This is a genomic window from Rathayibacter sp. AY1E8 (genome assembly GCF_002931415.1).
Taxonomy (GTDB): domain Bacteria; phylum Actinomycetota; class Actinomycetes; order Actinomycetales; family Microbacteriaceae; genus Rathayibacter.
Genome location: NZ_PSVI01000027.1, coordinates 14275 through 31644, shown reverse-complemented (window position 1 = coordinate 31644; position 17370 = coordinate 14275). Strand labels below are relative to the sequence as shown.

Genomic DNA, 17370 nt, shown 5'->3' with positions numbered 1-17370 from the left:
GCCGCGTGAGGAGGGGGCGACGAGCGGTTCAGCGCTGGTCTTTCGGGTGTCGTCAGCGCACGACTCCGTCGATCTCGAAGCTGTCGAAGCTGCCGGCGAGGTACGGGTCGGGGAACTGTGACTTGCCGAGGAAGTTGCCGCTGGTGCGGCCTAGGTCCTTCGGAGCGAGCGGCATGGCGGTGTTCTGCCCGACCTGCACTCCGTTGGCGAAGATCGTTCCCGTCGTCGTGCCGTTCGTATTCGCCTTGAAGGTCACCTTGATGTCGGTCCACTGCCCAGCGGGCATCGTGAAGTTCGTCGAGATCCGTGTCTCCGCTCCATTACCGGAGGTCGTGAGGGCGAGCCCTAGCTTCCCGTCAGTCGACTTCGGCGTGAGGAACACGTACTTCTGGGTGCTGCTGCCGAAGTCGAACAGCCGGCTGAAGGTGGAGATCGAATCGACCTTCACCCTCATCGAGATGGTCAGGTCCTTCGAGCGTGACAGGATGTCCGACGGCAGCTGGGCGAAGGCCCCGTCGCTTCCGTTCAGCCGCAGCACGCTCGCCGTGCCGTCGGTGGCGGTTGCCGCCGTCCCCTTGAGCGCGAGCGCGTTGCCGTTGCCGGAGGCGTCGGGGACGGTGCCGTTCGACGATGAGTCGAAGGTGTAGGTCACCCAGTCGGCCGGGAGCGGCTGCAGGGCTTGAACGGTCACGGACACCGTGTCGGTGGTCGCAAGGACGCCGTCGCTTGCCCGGAGTGCGAACACGTAGCTGCCGGCGGTACTCACCGACGCAGACGTGCGGCGAGCAGTCGGCGACGCGAAGGTCGCGGTGGCACCGGCAGGAGCAGACTGCACGCTCCACTGCGTCGTCAGGGTTCCGTTCGGCGAGCCGAGTCCGTCGTCGGAGGCGGATCCGCTGAGCTGGATCGGATCGAGTCCGAGGGACAGCCCGGCCTGGTCGGGTCCGGCGTTGACGGTCGGCGCCGCATTCGCGCCCGGGGCGGTCGAGACCAGGTGGACGATGTACGTGCTGCCGGCGGGCGCATCGAACGGGACGCGGACCGGCGCGGGAAGCGTTCCCGCGAGAGAGGCGGGCCGGTAGACGTTGACGGTGCGCTGGCGCACGCCGTTCACGATGACCGCGTAGCTGCCCTGCGCGAGGCCGCTGACCTCCGCGATGCCGGAGTGTGCGGTGCCGGTGCGGTTGAGCATGTCCAGGCGCAGGTCGGCGCTGTTCGAGCCGACGATCGCCTGCGAGTAGGCGTCGTTCTCGAGGTCGACCGACAGCTGCTGGGTCACCAGGTTGAGGCGGCGCTGCAGGCCGTCCTTCGGGATGACGGTGGTGGAGTAGGCGTCCCGCGAGACGTCCGCTCCGTATCCGACGACTCCGAAGATCGGGTCATCGGTGACGACGTCGGCGCTGAGGGTCTGCAGGGTGCCCCACAGTCCGAGATCGCTCTCGCCGGTCATGCCCCGCCAGCCGTTGTTCAGCTTGACGTTCGCGCCTCCGCCGACCCCGAGGGTGCCGAGGTTGCCGCGCTCGGCCTGGTACGACCACGATGCGGCTCCGATGTTGGCCGGCGCGTTGCTGATCTGGCCGGAGTTGATGGTCGCGAGTCCTGCGACCTTGCCGGCGTAGTTCAGGCGCTGCAGCTCGGCGCGGCGCGCGGCGGTGATGGCCGTGGTTCCGGTCTCGAGTGCTGCGGTGTGGTTGATGTAGTCGTCCATCGTGTAGCCGGCGAGGGAGGCGCTGTACTGGAACTGCCACCAGTTCTCGCCCGTGATGGTGGTGGGGTCGGAGTACCAGTACCAGACGGGCATGCGTCCGCGGGCGGCCTCCGTCTTGGCGACGATGTCGCGCATGACGCGCAGGGCGTTCGTCTTGTCGTCGTTCACATTGAGCTTGGCGAGGGTGTAGACCGCCTCCTCCCCCGTGTTGTCGTAGCTGTACTCGGAGCCGTAGGGGTAGGCGTTGGAGGAGAAGTTGGCGTACTTGATCGCCATCTTCGCTTCGATGTCGTTGGCCTGCGTGTCCAGTCCCTCGGCGCGCAATGCGGCGATGAGATCGGGTGTCGAGAGCTCACCCATGAGTCCGGTCTCCCAGTTGTAGGCGACGGGTCCCTCGTAGAGCTCCTTGAAGATCCCGTAGGCCGTCGTCAGGTACCACTGAGCGGGGTGGGCGTAGGCGATCGCGGAGGGGTTCTGCTTGGCGATGTTGTACATGCCGAAGAACGTGTTGTAGACGTGCGGGTAGGCGTAGCCGCGGTAGCCGGGCGTGGTGTTCAGGCTGCCGGGCTTCCCCTGCTCCCAGAAGTCGTAGACGGTGTACTTCGGCGCGGCGCTGGGCGACGTGTTCCCCATCAGGTTCTCCCAGACGGCCTTCTGGAGGTAGTCGTCGAGGGCCTTGATCTGGGTGGCGTCGGGCAGGGCGACGAGCTTCTCCGCGAGGAACTGGCCGTGCGGGAGTCCCCAGTCGTCGCCGAGCCCGTAGTAGCCGGCGTACTCGTTGCGGCGGCCCTGAGGGGCGTTCGTCGTGGTGGCGAGGCTGCCGTCGGGGGCGTTCATCATCCAGTCGTCGAAGGTGTAGTTGCGGATGTCGCTCGCGGAGAGTCCGTCGGACGGCTTCCACTGGGTCTTCTCGACCATGAACTTCGCATGCGTGTCGAGGAGTCCCGCGACACTGTCGATCACGGAGAACTGGAGGACGGACTGCCGCGCGGCGCCGGTCTGGTCCGTGTACGAGACGGTGACGTCGTTGGCGCCCAGCTGCGTGCGGTCGAAGGTCATCCCGTAGATCCGGTAGTCGCCGTTGCTCCGGGAGAACGTCACGACGGGGTTCGTGGGCGCTGACCCCTTGAGGTCGTTGCGGTTGCGCGCGATGACTGACGTGATGGTGCCCTTGATCCGGAACGCCATCTCTGCGCGCCGGTCGATGGGCACGATGAGTCCGGGGACGACCGTGGTGTCGAGCAGCCCTCGATCGAACATCGTCTGCTTGAGTGCTGCGTCGTCATCGACCTTGCCGATGCGATAGGTGTAGCTCTTCGTCGCGCCCGGCGCGATGGCGACACTGGTGGAGTTGAGGTAGCCGCGGTTGGTCTTCTGGATCGCGGTGGAGTGCGGGTAGTAGATGTTGAGGCCCTTGATGTTCGAGCTCTCGTTCGCCGAGTTCCAGGCCCAGGAGGTGTTGCCGACTTCCTCGGTGCGCCAGCGGTCCTGGTACTCGAAGCCGGAGCCGGATGCGGTGTCGGCGGTCATGGCGATGAACGGGCCCTGGCCGCTGGGACGCTCGAGAGTGACGTAGGAGCCGTTCTTACCCAAGTAGGAGTGTGTGAGGACCCGGGTCTCGTAGATCGAGTCGCCCTGCCTCCATAGCTCGTTGCCGGGAACGGGGACACCCCAGTCGCCGATGACGAGCTGCGTGGCCGCGGTGTTCTTGACGTCCTGCTTCCAGACCAGGGAGCCGTCGGAGGCGAGAGAGTACGTCTCGGTGACGGTGAAGCCCTTCACGCCTTCCGCGTTGGTGGAGTTCTGGTGGGTGACCGTCACACTGCTCGACGTCGCCGAGACGGTGCGGCCGTCGGCCGACTGGGAGGTCCACGCGGTCTTCCAGGGGTTCGCGCCGACACCGGTGGTCGACACTGCTCCCGTGCCGTTCGCGTAGGAGAACATCAGGTTCCCGAACCACTGGCGGTACTTGCTGTTCGTCTCGCGGGCCTGCTCCGGAGCGCTGTCCGGGTTCATCAGGTATTCGGTGTCGTGTAGGTCGCCGACGATCTTGAGCGACTGCATCGACCCGTCCGCGGCGAAGCTCGCGCGGATCTTGTCGGAGGCGAGCGTGTAGGGGTAGCTGGTGGCGGCGTCGGCGGTCTGGCCGACCACCACCGATCCTGCTGCGGCGATGACGCCGATCGTGAGTGCCGCGAGCAGCCGAGAGGCTCTGCGTGAGAGGAGGGACATGTCCTGCCTTCTTCGTCGAAGTGCGGATGCGGTGACCGGCGGCCGCCGCAGAGGAGCGAGGATCCGCCCGGCGGTGGGAGCTCGCCCGGGAATCAGGAGTGGTTCACGGGAAGCCAGATGCGCATCGACACGGGACCTCGGGATCCCCACGACCGGTACGGGGTGAGCGCCACGGTCAACGGCCGTCGGTGCGGGGTTCGAGGGATTCTGGAGAAGGGCCATTCGTGCTCGTCGCGTTCGGCGACGCTGCCGGCGAGCGTCACACGCCCCTCTCGTGCGATCGGGACCGCTCCGGCGTCCAGGGCGATGTCGTCGACGTGGGCGCCGGCGGGGAGGTCGACGGACTCGAGGCAGAGGATGTCCGGTCCGTGCTGGACGGCGACGGTGCCGCGGGTGGCATCGATCCTCTCGTCGGGCTGCACGAGGACGGGTTCGAAGGGGAGGTCGAGTTCGATCCGGTCGCCGACGCGGAAACGCCGTTCGAGGTGGAGCGTGCCGTGGAACGGTCCGGTCGGCGTCTCGGCAGCATCCCCGTCGGCGGAGACGACGACGACGTCCGCGTTCGTCGCCCAGGTCGGGATCCGCAGCGTCAGAGTCCACGGCTCGACGGGTGTGCGCGTGATGGTCACGGCGACTCGCCCCCGCTCCGGCAGGTCGCTGGAGACCTCCATCGAGACGTCTCCCTGGAGGAGAGCGGCGGAGATCGTGGCGGACGCGTACTGGTGCAGCTGCACACCCTTCGCATCGGTGGTGGCGAGGTAGCCGGACAGCGAGGCGAAGGTGCGGGCGAGGTTGTTGGGGCAGCAGGCGACGTCGAACCACGCCGCCCGCTGACTGGAGTCCGCGCGCTTGGACTGCTCCTCCGGGGAGGACGCGACGCCCGGCTCGCGCCGGTGGAGGGTGTTCGCGTAGAAGAAGGAGCGGCCGTCCTCGGACACGGCGGTGGCGATGATGTTGTGCAGAGTGCGTTCGATCAGGTCCGCGTAGCGCGGGCGGCCGGTGGCGAGCAGCAACCTCCACGAGAGCATGATCGAGCCCACGCCGGCGCAGGTCTCGCAGTACGCGCGGTCGTTGGGTAGCTCGAAGTCGGCGCCGAACGCCTCGTCCTGGTGATGCGAGCCCATTCCACCGGTGATGTAGGTCCGGCGTGCGACTGTGGCCTCCCACTGCCGCTCGACGATCGCGAGCAGCTCGGCGTCATCAGTGTCCACGGCGACGTCGACCACCGCGGACGTGAGGTAGAGGGCGCGCACCGCGTGTCCGCGGAGGACCTTGGCCTCGCGGATCGGGACGTCGTCCTGGAAGTAGGCGCGACCGAACTCGACGTCTTCCAGGCTCTGGTGACCGCGGCGGTCCAAGAACACGCGGGCTTGCTCGAGGTAGCGCTCCTCCCCCGTGGCGCGGGCGAACTCCGTGAGCGCGACCTCGATCTCCGGATGTCCGCAGACCGTCTGGCGGCCGTCCGCCCCGAACTCCGAGCAGATGTGGTCGGCGAGACGGCGCGCGGCCTGCGTGAACCCGTCCTCACCGTGGGTGCGCAGTCGCGCGACCGCGGCCTGGAGGAGGTGTCCGGCGTTGTACAGCTCATGGCCCCACTCGAGGTCGCTGTAACGTTCAGCCTGACCGTGCCGGCCGAAGCGGGTGCCGAGATAGCCGTCGCTCTCCTGCGCACTGACGATGCGGGCGGTGAGAGCGCGGATGATCGATTCGGTCTCCGGGTCCTCACGTCCGGCGGTGTGCCAGCAGAGCCCTTCGAGGGTCTTGTAGACCTCGGAGTCGGCGAACTCGCGTCCGCGACGGCCTTCGGCGAGTCCGCCCCCGACGGCGAGCTCGAAATTGCGCAGCCAACCGGCGCGCTCCAGCCAGCCGAGGTTGTGCTCGAAGGTGGCGGTCGCGTTGACGGCGACCCGACGTCCCCAGAACCCCTCCGGGTCCAGCTGCACCCGGTCGATGGCGAGGGGTGTCAGAGTCCCGGCGGCCGGGTCGACGGGCAGGGCTGGGGAGAAGGTCATGACGGGATCTTTCACGAGTGGCGCGGGACGAGAGGAAGGACGACTGCTACTTGACGCTGCCGACGGCGAGGCCCTCACGCAGCAGCCGGAACGACAGCACGTAGACGGCCAGCAGCGGCAGCGAGGAGATGACCGCGAGAGCCATCAGCCCGGGCCAGTCGATCCCGTACCCCGACGTCTGCTGCGCGATGAGAGCGCTGATCGGGTAGTTGACCGGAGAGAGGAAGAGGTTGATCGCGAAGAGGAACTCACCCCAGGCGACGAGGAAGATCAGCGAGCCGACCGTCGCCATGCCGTTTCGAACGATCGGGACGACGACGGCGAAGAAGGTGCGCAGCCGACCGGCCCCGTCGATGGAGGCGGCCTCTTCGATGGCGTCGGGCACCGCGGCGAAGAACGGTCGCAGCAGCAGCACGGCCCACGGCAGCAACATCGCCGTATCGGCGAGGACGAGACCGGCGGTGGTGTCCAGAAGACCGAGCCTGCTGAAGATCGCGAACAGAGGGATGATGCTCGCCGTCTGCGGCACCATCTGCAGGAAGATCAGCAGCCCGAGGACGAGACCGGCGACGACGCCGTCGACGCGGCGCAGCGCGTAGGCGAACGGGACGCCGAGCGCGAGCACCAGTGCAGTGGTCCCGAGGGCGATCTGCGCCGACTGGGCGAGCGCCGTCGCGAGGGCGGGGTTCGCGAGCGCCTCCGCATAGGCGTCGAAGGAGGGCGCCGAGAGGATCGCTCCGCCGACGACGTCGCCCTGGCGCTTGAGGGAGGTGAGCACGATCCAGACAAGGGGCAGCCCGTACAGGACGTAGAGCACCACGCGTACGGTGAAGGCGACCGGCTCCCGGGTGCGGGACGGTCGCGCGACGCGGGTCGCAGCGCCGCCTCGCAGGCGGGTCAGGGGGGCGGTGAGGGTGCTCATCAGGACTCGCTCCTGGTCGATCGGACGTAGACGACGGCGAGGACCGCCACGATGGCGAGGGCGATGATGCCCGTCGCGGAACCAAGTCCGTAGTCGTGCTGGACGAAGGCCTGGGAGTAGCTGAGGTAGGGCAGCGTGGACGTCGCGTCTCCGGGGCCGCCGGCGGTCATCACGTAGATGAAGTCGAAGCTGCGGAAGGCGTAGACGACGGTCAGGATCGCCAGGATGACGGCGGTCGGCCGCGCCGCGGGGATGAGGATGCTCCGGATCTCCTGCCAGCGGCTCGCGCCGTCGACCGAGGCCGCCTCGAGGATCTCGGGGTCGATGCCCAGCAGAGCGGACCGGAAGACCAGCGCATTGAAGGGGATGACGGCCCAGGCGTTCACGATCGCGACCGAGAGCAGCGCGAACCTCGCGTCGTAGAGGAAGGGGACGCCCTCCGCCGAGAGGCCGGTCGCCCGCACGAGCGTGTTGACCAGACCCTGATCGGCGAGGAGGAACTTCCAGATGCTGCCGTTCACCACGGGCGGCATGGCCCAGATGAACACCATCATCCCCAGGAGGAAGGCACTGCCCAGCCGGGAGGAACGGAGGGCGATCGCCGCTCCGAGTCCTCCGACGACCCCGACGACCGTGACCAGGACCACGAAGGCCCCGGTGCGCAGCGTGGCGCCGCCGAGGTCGGAGCCCTGGAGCAGCGCGAGGAAGTTCTGCACTCCGACGAACGGCCAGTCCCCGTTGAGGGTTCCGGAGCTGACCTCGCTGACGCTCATCCTCATCAGCAGGTAGATGGGGTAGAGCGACAGCGCCGCGAGCAGCACTCCTCCCGGTGCGGCGAAGCCCAATCGGCCGCCGCCGACGCCGGATCGTCTCCGGGTCGTGGTCGAGGTGCTGCTCACGGTCGCTCCATTCTCTCGTCGGGGTCTGCTACTGCTGGAGCAGCGGCGTCAGGGTCGTCATCAGGTCGCTCGAGAGCTGCTCGGGGGTCCCGCTGCCGGCGACCGCCGCGCTCCAGGACTCACCGACGGTCTGCAGCACCTTCGCGACGTTCTCGGACGGGATCGCCGGGTCAGGCGAGGTGTGGCCGTCGTCCTGGAGGATCGCCGCGAACTGGGAAAGGATCGGGTCGCTGCCGACCTTGTCGTCGGCAGCTGCATCGGCACGGGCGGGGATCGAGCCGAAGGCGTCGAGCAGCGTCAGCTGCCCCTGCTTCGAGAAGAACTCCTGCTCGAGGTACTCCTGCGCGAGCGCCTTGTTCTCGGAGAAGGCGCCCACGTTCTGCACCTCACCGCCGAGGTAGACCGAGCCGTCTTCACCGACGGGGATCGGCACGACCCCGTACTCGAACGCGGCGTCCTTCTCGGCCGAGGTGATCTGCCAGTTGCCGTTGACGGCGAAGGCCGTGTTCCCCGCGGCGAACTGCTGGAAAGGGACCGTCTGGTCCCACGTCGCCGCCTCCTTGGTCAGGTAGCCCTTCGCGGTCCAGTCCTGCACCATCGCGAACGCGTCCTGCAGAGGCTGCTGCTCGGGTGCGGCGTAGTCCCACCCGGCACGCGAGAGCCACGGGAACGCCTGCCACTCGCCCTCGGAGTTCGCCTTGCCGGTCAGCGTGATGCCGTCCTTCCCGGCGGCCGTGGCCGAGGCGAGATCCGCCTCGAGCTCCTCGAACGTGCTGGGAGCCTCGACACCCAGCTCGGTGAGGATGTCCTGGTTGTACCAGAGGCCGATCAGGTTCACGAAGCCCTGCACGCCCATGACGTCGTCGCCGACCTTCTGCACGACGGCGTCGGGGAACTGCCCGGCGTCGGCGTACTGGTCCCACCACTCGTTCATCGGCTCGATGGCCTTCGCCTCGGTGAGGGTGAAGGTATCGGCGGCGTTGTAGACGACCACATCGGGGCCGGTGCCCGTTCCCGCGGCCTGCACGAGCTTGTTCGTCAGCTGGTCGAACGGAACGTAGACGTTCTCGACCGCGACCCCCTCGTGCGTCGATTCGAAGTCCGACGCGAGCTCCTCGAGTCCGGCGGTCTGGCCGTCGACGGAGTAGTAGTGCCAGACGGTCAAGGTGTCGCCGCCGTTCCCGGCCGAGGCGCCTCCCGCGGACGACGGCGTGCAGCCGCTGAGAAGAAGGGCCGCAGTCGCGGCTGTGACCGCTGCGACGATGCTGATCCGGGTGCTGTGACGCCTCACGACGTGCCTCGCTTTCACTGTCTTCATTGACTCGGCCACCTGGTGCAGGCATTTCATCGATGAAATCGAGGACCGCTGTCGGCGATAGTAGAGCCGCCGGGCCGACCCCGTCAACATTCGACACCATCCCTTTCGGATCGCGGTGTGCTGGTCGAGGCGTGCATACTGTGCGGACCAGTTCATCGATGAAACGGAATGGCCATGACCTCGCACCCCGTCCACCGAGCGCACGGCATCGTGCACCCCGCCTTCACGGTCGGGACGATCGATCCGCGGCTCTTCGGATCGTTCGTGGAGCACCTGGGCCGAGGCGTGTACGGCGGCCTGCTCGATCCTTCGCACGAGAGCGCCGACGCCGACGGATTCCGCACCGACGTCCTCGCGCTCGTCGAGGAGCTCGGGGTCACGACCGTCCGCTACCCGGGCGGCAACTTCGTCTCGGCGTACGACTGGCGCGACGGCATCGGTCCGGTCGAGGCCCGTCCCGTCCGGCTCGATCCTGCCTGGCACACCGTCGAGCCGAATCGCTTCGGGATCGACGAGTTCGTCCGCTGGTGCCGGGCGGCGCGCGTCGAGCCGATGATGGCGCTGAATCTCGGGACCGACGGAATCCGCTCGGCCCTGCACCTGCTGGAGTACGCGAACCACCCCGGCGGCACGACGCTCTCGGACGAGCGGCGCGCGAACGGCGCCGACGAGGCGCACGACATCCGGCTCTGGTGTATCGGCAACGAGATGGACGGGCCGTGGCAGATCGGCCATCTCAGCGCCGGCGAGTACGGGCGTCTCGCCGCCCGCACCGCCGCCGCCATGCGCGCACTCGACCCCGACCTCGAACTGATCGTCTGCGGCAGCTCGAACGACCGGATGGCCACCTTCGGAGCCTGGGAGCAGGAGGTGCTGCTGCACACGGTCGAGCACGTCGACTTCGTCTCGTGCCACCAGTACTTCCGCTACGACGGCGACCTCTCCGCGTTCCTCGCCTCCGGCGTCGCCATGGACCGCTTCATCACCGCCATCGCCGACACGATCGGACAGGTCCGAGCACAGAGGCGATCAGAGCGTCCGATCGCCATCTCCTTCGACGAGTGGAACGTGTGGGACTTCGTCGCACACGATGAACGAGTCGCCGGAGGGCTCGAATGGGAGGAGGCGCCCCGACTCCTCGAGGACCGCTACACGGCAGCGGACGCCGTCGTCGTGGGCGACATGCTCATCAGCATGATCAACAGAGCCGACATCGTCCGGGCAGCGAGCATGGCTCAGCTGGTGAACGTCATCGGTCCGATCATGACCGAGCCGGACGGCCCCGCCTGGCGGCAGAGCACCTTCTGGCCGTTCGCCCAGGCACGGCGCTCCGCCGGCGCCACCGCGCTCCGGACCGTCGTCGAGGCGGACAGCACGGGAGCGGGCGATGACTCCGCTCCCGTCCTCGCCTTCGCCGCAGCGGCGCACGCCGACGGCTCGCTCGACCTGATGATCGTCAACCGCGCGACCGACGGCGTCACGGACACCACGGTCGACCTCACGTCGTTCCCCACCCTCACGGTGACAGAGGCACTGATCCTCCGACACGAGGACCCCTTCGCGACGAACTCGGCGGAGCTCCCCGACACCGTCACTCCGCGGCCCCTCGCCGTAGCGCTGACCGACGGCGTCCTCTCGCTCCGGATCCCCGCCATCGCCTGGGTGACCGTGCGCCTCTCGCCGACCGTCGACCTGGGATGATCGGGGAACGCTCATGGGAGGGATGATGCCGATGCCGCGATCGCGAACCCGCCCGGTGACCATGGCCGATGTCGGCGCTGCTGCAGGCGTCACCGCTCGCACGGTCTCCAACGTGCTCAGCGGCAACGCCAACGTCAGACCCGAGACCCGCGATCTCGTCCTCAAGGCAGTCCGCGATCTCGGATACCAACTCAACGTCTCCGCGCGCGGACTGCGCACCGGCCAGACCGGGCTCATCACCCTCGCGATCCCGGATCTCGCGATCGAGTACTTCGGCCAGCTCGCGACGGTCATCATGTCGGAGGCCGAGCGGCACAGCTGGACCGTGATCATCCAGCAGACCGGAGCGCGCCGAGACGCCGAGATCGCCGTCCTCTCCGGCTCCAGCCGCCAGCTGTCGGACGGACTGATCTTCCAGCCCCACGCACTCGGCCCCGGAGACGAGAAAGTACTCGTCGGGGACCGCCCACTCGTTCTCCTGGGCGACAGGATCTTCGACGGCCCGGTCGATCACGTGACCATGGCGAACACAGCCGCCGCGGCCACCGCCACGCAGTACCTGATCGACCGCCAACACCGGCGCATCGCCGCGATCGGCAGCAACCCCGCCGGCGGATCCGTCAGCGCCGCAGCACTCCGCTTGGACGGATACCGCGGTGCCCTCGAGGCGAACGCGATCCCGTTCGACCCCGCCCTCGTCGCGGTCGCCACCGAGTGGCACCACGCCGACGGCGCCGTCGCGATGACGCAGCTGCTCGACTCCCGCGTCCCTCTGGACGCCGTCTTCTGCTTCAACGACACCCTGGCCTTCGGGGCACTGCACGCACTGCACGTTCGCGGCATCCGCGTACCGGAGGACATCGCCGTCGTCGGCTTCGACAACGTCACCGCCGCCGCCTACGCGATACCCGCCCTCACCACGATCGATCCCGGCAGCCGCCAGATCGCCAAGACGGCCGTCGACCTCCTCGCTCAGCGCATCCGGAACGGCCCTCCGGCGCACCCGAGCGAGATCGTCGTCGAGCACTCGCTCATCTCCCGCCGCAGCGCGTAGCACAAGCACATTCGTCAGCGACGAGCCGGTCCGCGCCCGAGAACACGTCTGGCTTTGATCGCTGCGACCTTCTCCTTCGTGCCCTCGTACCAGGGCACGGTGCGCAGCAGCGCGGCGCGGGAGCCAGTAGAGAGCATCACGGCGCGGCCGCGGGCATCGCTCCGAGCTCGTCCACGGTCAGGATCCGTTCGCGCTTCAAGGCGGTCGAGGTTGAGCGGACGCCCTTGTTATAGCTGGCGGAGGTCGTTTCGCGGTCGTAGTCCCCGACGAGCTCGGAGACGTTCTGCAGGAAGTCGTTCTCCTTGACGCTGCCGAGGTAGAGGAACGCGTTCGATGCGCTCCACAGCTTCAACATGCCCTCCTTTCCCCGTGCCGCTCATCCAGGCGTCGATCCTCCCGCCCGACGGCAGGCGCGCCTAGCCGCGAAGCCCGCGCCTCTGCGGGACGGAGGCGCCGTCGTCCCCGCGGCGGGACGGCGCCCGTCACTCCTGTGGTGGAAGCGCGGCCGTCACTCCTGCGTGCCCGTCACTCCTGCGTGCCCGTCACTCCTGCGCGGCCGCCGCGAGGGCACGGTCGAGCCAGTCCGCGAGCAGCAGGCGCTCCGCGGGCGTGAGGCCGGCGAGCTCCGGTGCGAGGGCCCGGACGCCGACGAGGGCGGTGAGCCGCCCGCCGTCGCCGGGGGAGGGCGGGTCGGTGAGGATCCCCGCGAGCACGCTGTCGAGCGCGGCGTCGGCGAGACCGGGGTCGCGGTCGGCGGCGGGGGTGGAGAGCAGGGTGGTGACCACGCCGGTGCCCGCCGCCTGGATGAGGCCGACGGCGCGCTCCTCCGGCACGCGGAGGCGGCCCTCGGCGGCCACTCGCTGCACGCGCGCGGCGAGGACCCGCCGCCCGGAGAGGGCGGCCGGCGATCCGGAGGCGCGGCCCGGATCGCTGAGGAGGCGGAAGAGCGCGGGGTTGGCCAGGCCGAACTCCACCTGCGCGGCCCAGCCTGCGCGCAGGTCCTCGACCGGGTCGACGCCCCCGGCGACGGCCGCCTCGACCGTCCGCGCCTTGGAGTCGACCCAGGTGGCCAGCACGTGCTCCGCGACCGCCTCGAGCAGGCCGTCCTTGTCGCCGAAGAGGCGGTAGATCGCCGGGGCCTGCAGCCCGGCCGCCTGGGCGACCGCTCGCGTGGTGACGGCGGCGGGGCCCTCATCGCGGAGGAGGCCGGCGGCCGCCTCGACGATGCGCAGGCGCGTGTCGGTCGGGGGAGTGGGGCTGATCACGAATCGACGGTAGCGCACGGTTGCTATCAGTGGAATTCCGTGGTTATCTTCGTCGTGGTATCGCTGATACCCCTCATCGGAAGGCTCTCCCCATGATCATCGTGACCGGTGCCACCGGCGCTCTGAACGGCGCCACCGTCGACCACCTTCTCAACTCCGTCCCCGCCTCCGGAATCGCCGTCGTCGCCCGCGACGCCTCGAAGGCCGCCCGCTTCGCGGAGCGCGGAGTGGAGGTGCGCGTCGGCGACTACGCCGACCCCGCCTCCCTCCCGGGCGCCTTCGACGGAGCGGATCAGCTGCTCCTCGTCTCCTCGAGCGATCCGAGGGCCGACGCCGTCGCCCTGCACCGCACCGCCGTCGAGGCGGCCGTCGCGGCCGGAGTCGGACGGGTCCTCTACACGAGCCACCAGGGCGCCGCCGCCGACACCCCCTTCGGCCCGGGCCGGGACCACGCGGCGACCGAGCGCCTGCTCGCCGAGTCCGGACTCGCCTGGACGTCGCTCCGCAACGGCTTCTACGCGCACAGCCTGGGTCTGTTCCTCGGACCGTGGCGGGAGACCGGCGTGATCGAGGTCCCCTCGGACGGTCGCGTCTCGTGGACGGCCCGCGAGGACGAGTCGGAGGCGGCCGCCCGGCTCCTCCTCTCGGGGAGCCCGCAGGACGGGCCGATCATGCTGACCGCGACGGAGGCTCCGACGTTCGAGGAGATCGCCGGGATCGCGGCCGAGGTCGGCGGGCGACCCGTCGAGCTGCGTGTCCTCGGCGACGACGAGTGGGTCGCCGCGCGCGTCGCGGCGGGTCAGCCCGAGTTCCTCGTGCGCTTCACCCTCGGGATGCACCGGGCGGCCGAGCGCGGCTTCTTCGCGGGCACCGGCCCCGAGCTCGGGCGCCTCCTCGGACGCGAGCCGCGCAGCGTCCGCGACCTGCTCGAAGCCGGACCGGCAGCCGTCGCCGGATGACGCCGGGCGGGCCGCCCCGGGCCCGCCCGCGTGACGAGGCGCCGCGCCGTCCGTCGAAGCGCGGCCGAGGCGGCGGCGTCTCGGCGTCAGGGCGGTTTCCCGGCTCCCCCCGCACGACGACGGGAGCCCGCCGCACCGGTGAGGTGCGACGGGCTCCCGAGGAGTGCCGTGCGTCAGCCGCAGCTGCGCGCGCTGTAGGGCGCGGTGGCCGTGGCCGTGACGGTCTTGCCGCCGACCGTGGCCGTGCCGGTGACCGTCGCCTCGCCCGCGGCGAGCTGCGTCGAGCGCACCGTGAACGCGGCGGAGCCGGAGGCGCCCGGCTTCACTCCGGCGATCGTCTTCACGCCCTCCGGGGTGCTGATCGAGACGTCCATCGGCACCGTGTCGCCGTTCTTGCCGACGACCGTCAGCACGACCTTGCCGGCGACGCAGCGCGACGTGGCGGTCGCGCTCACCTTCAGCGAGGACTGCACGGTGACCGTGACCTGCACCGGCATGCGAGACGCGTCCTGCGCGACGCCCGAGACCGTGAAGGTCCCGGCCGTGGCGTAGGCGGCGGGCGCGACGGCGTCCCAGGCCACGTCGACCGTGCTGGTGGTGCCGGCGGCGGTCGTGATCGTGGCGCGGGGCAGGGCCGGCGCGGTGCCGACCGTGGTCGTCGCGGTCAGCGGAGCGACCGAGGCGACGGCCAGGCCGGGGGCGTAGCCCTCGAGCACCTTCTGGTACTCGGAGCGCGTCACTGGGATGACCGTGCCGTGGCGCGGCTTGCCGCCGTCGGCGTTCTGCGGCAGGCCCGTGCGGAGCTTCGCTCCGAGCGGCTGCCAGGAGTCGCCGTTCGCGAGGTCGTCGGTGCCGAACGGGATGTAGTGGTTCGGCCCGTCGTGGTAGTTCGGCTGGTCGATGAAGAGGAACCAGTCGAGGCCGTTCACGTCGCCCTCGTTGGCGGGGAAGACGTTGGGGCCCTCACCGCTGGTGAAGGTCTTGCCGGGCTCGCCGTTGGGCAGGCCCGAGGCCACCTTCTCCTTGACCAGCGACCACTCGTCCGCCGGTCCGCCGGTGCCGGGCAGCGAGCCCGAGACGGTGGCCAGCAGGTCGGTGCTCTTCTCCTCGCGGAGGGTCATCGACGCCTCGTCCTTGGTGAAGCGGTAGTAGGTGTCGCCGTCCTTCGCGACCGTCGAGTCGATGGTGCCCTTGCCGGCGCCGCGCTTGACGTCGATCCACGGCTTCGCCTCCGAGAAGGAGGTGAAGTCCTCGGTCGTCGCGTACATCATCTGGTTGTAGGTGACGGAGGCGCGATCGGCCGTGTTCGTGGTCGGGTACATGTTCGAGGCCCAGAAGACGACGTAGGTCTGGAGCTCGTCATCCCAGTACGCCTCGGGGGCCCAGGTGTTGCCGGCGAAGTCGGTGGAGACCTTGACGTGGCGCTGGGCGGACCAGTTCACCAGGTCGGTCGACTCCCAGACCTCGATGTACTTCGAGCCCGACTTCTGCGCGGTGTCGAAGCCGCCGGGGAGCCCGTCGATCTTCAGGTCGGTGGCGAGCATGAAGAACTTGTCGCCCTCGTGCGAGCGGATGATGAACGGGTCGCGCAGGCCCATCGTCCCCAGGTTCGAGGTGAAGACCGGCTTGCCGCCGTTCAGCGTGTTCCAGCTCAGCGCGTCGTTGCCCTTCGAGGCGGCGAGGCTGATGCGCTCGGCGCCGTCGCCCTCTCCGGTGAAGAACGCCCAGACGTACGCCTCGGTGTCGTCGGTGCCGGCGGGGAGCGGCTGCACCCGGAGGGTGAAGTCGCGGGTCCGGGTGGTGGATCCGCTGGTCGCGGTCGCGCGGACGACCACGTCGATCGCGGGGCTCCCGGTCGCGGGGCGGTCGACGTCGATGGTGCGGGTGCCGGCGGCGCTGCCGTCGCGGACGGTCGCTCCGCTCGGGCTGACGACGCTCCAGGCGATGCTCGAGCCGAGCGTGCCGGTGGTGGGCACCGAGACGTTCGTCCGGATGTCGCCGACGTTCGGGATGGCGATCGCGGCGAGGTCGCGCTGGACCTTCGTCGCGTCGTCCAGCTGCGCGGCGACGCGCACCGCGTAGTCGACCGAGCGGGTCTCGGTGCCGACCCTGTAGGTGGCGGTGAGGGTGGCGGTGGCGTCCGGCTGCCCCGCGGCGGGGCGCGTGACGGTCGCGGTGCCGCCGGTGATGGCCACGGCCGCGCTGTTCGACGTCCAGGTGATGCCGACGCCGCTGGCGGTGGTGGGCACCGTGAAGCCGGCGGTCGCCTCCGTGGGCACCGTGACCGACGCGACGGCGCGGTCGAGGGCCTGCGAGGAGTAGAGCGCCTGCACGGAGCTGCTGCTGAGGGCGCTGTCGTAGACGGCGAAGTCGTCCATCTCGCCGTTCCAGCCCGGGTCGTTGTAGGTCGAGCGCGCGATGTACGCGACGAGCGACGGGCCGAACGAGGAGACGTCGCGGGCGATCGTGCTCTGCGAGATCTGCGCGCCGTTGACGTACACGGTGAGCTTGCCGGTCGAGCCGTCGATGACGGTCGTGTAGAGCGAGAGGCCCGAGGGGGTGCGCGCGCCGACGGTCGGGGTGTCCGTCGCCCCGGCGCCGACCTCGGTGTTGTAGGGAGCGCCCGCGTTGACCGAGTTGGTGACGACCGACTTGGTGTAGCCGGAGAGGTTGCTCGGGTTGAGCAGCCAGTAGCCGGAGGAGAACGAGGCGCCGGAGGCGACGGGCGCTCCGACGAACGCGGCGGCGACGTTGCCGGTCCCGCCCTTGTGGGCGAGCCAGGTCGAGAAGGTCAGGTCCTTCTTGCCGACGAGGCCGGCGGTGGGGATCTCGAGGTAGGGGGCGGCCGCGGCGGATCCGCCGGGGAGGCTGATGAGCCCGTTGCGGAACTGGGCCCCGGAGCCGCGCAGCGTCGCGCTGTAGCCGTTGCCGCTGGTGTCGGCGACCGTGGTGCCGGTGGGGGCGGTGTCGAACGTGTAGTGGAGGAGCGGGGTCTCGGTGGCTCCGAAGGCGGAGCTGGGGACCGTGGCGCCGAGCAGCGCCGTGGCGGCGACGGTCGCGACCGCCAGAGCGGTCCTCACCGCCGATCGTGATCGTCTCATGCAGATAGGCCCTCGTGATCGGGTGCGGCGTCGAGGCACGATCCGCAGGGCCGCGGAGGTGTGCGTCTTCGCACGGGATGTGAAAGTGAACATCCTAGATCGCGGTACCGGATCCTGACCAGACCCCGGGAGAGGTCTGCGGGCTCGCGCAGAACGCCGGCCGGACGCGCGGTTCCTCGCCTCTCGACCGAGGGGCACT

Annotated in this window: 11 protein-coding genes; 3 read left to right on the top strand and 8 right to left on the bottom strand. The window is 69.6% G+C overall.

What is annotated here, in order from left to right:
- Positions 1-52: 52 nt before the first annotated feature.
- The 5 genes from C5C74_RS09705 to C5C74_RS09685 all read right to left on the bottom strand — a co-directional run bounded on the left by C5C74_RS09705 (position 53) and on the right by C5C74_RS09685 (position 9064).
- Positions 53-3940, bottom strand: a complete 3888-nt coding sequence (locus C5C74_RS09705) for a DUF5695 domain-containing protein (RefSeq protein ID WP_104351435.1) — start codon at positions 3938-3940, stop codon at positions 53-55.
- A gap of 92 nt (positions 3941-4032) precedes the next feature.
- Positions 4033-5952: a glycoside hydrolase family 127 protein gene (locus C5C74_RS09700; RefSeq protein WP_104225865.1), complete on the bottom strand. Its 1920-nt coding sequence runs from the start codon at positions 5950-5952 to the stop codon at positions 4033-4035.
- 46 nt (positions 5953-5998) lie between these two features.
- Positions 5999-6874, bottom strand: coding sequence for a carbohydrate ABC transporter permease (locus tag C5C74_RS09695; RefSeq protein ID WP_104224039.1), 876 nt, complete (start codon positions 6872-6874; stop codon positions 5999-6001).
- Positions 6874-7773, bottom strand: coding sequence for a carbohydrate ABC transporter permease (locus C5C74_RS09690; RefSeq protein WP_104247247.1), 900 nt, complete (start codon positions 7771-7773; stop codon positions 6874-6876). Before C5C74_RS09690 ends, C5C74_RS09695 begins: the two co-directional genes overlap by 1 nt.
- 28 nt (positions 7774-7801) lie before the next feature.
- Entirely contained in the window at positions 7802-9064 is a 1263-nt protein-coding gene (locus tag C5C74_RS09685; protein ID WP_181134682.1) for an extracellular solute-binding protein, read from the bottom strand.
- Between the two features lie 201 nt (positions 9065-9265).
- Here C5C74_RS09685 and C5C74_RS09680 point away from each other — a divergent pair, with 201 nt between their 5' ends.
- Together C5C74_RS09680 and C5C74_RS09675 are read left to right on the top strand one after the other, a co-directional pair.
- The gene (locus C5C74_RS09680; protein WP_104351433.1) at positions 9266-10792 is read left to right on the top strand and encodes an alpha-N-arabinofuranosidase; all 1527 of its coding nucleotides are present in this window, start codon (positions 9266-9268) and stop codon (positions 10790-10792) included.
- A 31-nt stretch (positions 10793-10823) separates the two neighbouring features.
- A complete protein-coding gene (locus tag C5C74_RS09675; RefSeq protein ID WP_104257515.1) occupies positions 10824-11846 on the top strand; it encodes a LacI family DNA-binding transcriptional regulator in 1023 nt (340 codons plus the stop codon).
- A gap of 136 nt (positions 11847-11982) precedes the next feature.
- Here C5C74_RS09675 and C5C74_RS09670 read toward each other — a convergent pair whose 3' ends face one another.
- Both C5C74_RS09670 and C5C74_RS09665 read right to left on the bottom strand, forming a co-directional pair.
- On the bottom strand, positions 11983-12201 hold the full coding sequence (locus C5C74_RS09670) for a TraM recognition domain-containing protein (RefSeq protein WP_104351432.1): 219 nt from the start codon (positions 12199-12201) through the stop codon (positions 11983-11985).
- A gap of 187 nt (positions 12202-12388) precedes the next feature.
- A complete protein-coding gene (locus C5C74_RS09665) occupies positions 12389-13111 on the bottom strand; it encodes a TetR/AcrR family transcriptional regulator (protein ID WP_104263251.1) in 723 nt (240 codons plus the stop codon).
- A 92-nt stretch (positions 13112-13203) separates the two neighbouring features.
- Here C5C74_RS09665 and C5C74_RS09660 point away from each other — a divergent pair, with 92 nt between their 5' ends.
- Positions 13204-14070 carry an NAD(P)H-binding protein gene (locus tag C5C74_RS09660; protein ID WP_104335354.1) on the top strand — a complete coding sequence of 289 codons (867 nt, stop codon included), beginning with the start codon at positions 13204-13206 and terminating at the stop codon, positions 14068-14070.
- Positions 14071-14243: 173 nt separating this feature from the next.
- On the opposite strand, the gene C5C74_RS09655 is transcribed toward C5C74_RS09660, so the two are convergent.
- Complete coding sequence (locus tag C5C74_RS09655) at positions 14244-17150, bottom strand: immunoglobulin-like domain-containing protein (protein ID WP_181134681.1); 2907 nt, start codon at positions 17148-17150, stop codon at positions 14244-14246.
- Positions 17151-17370: the final 220 nt, after the last annotated feature.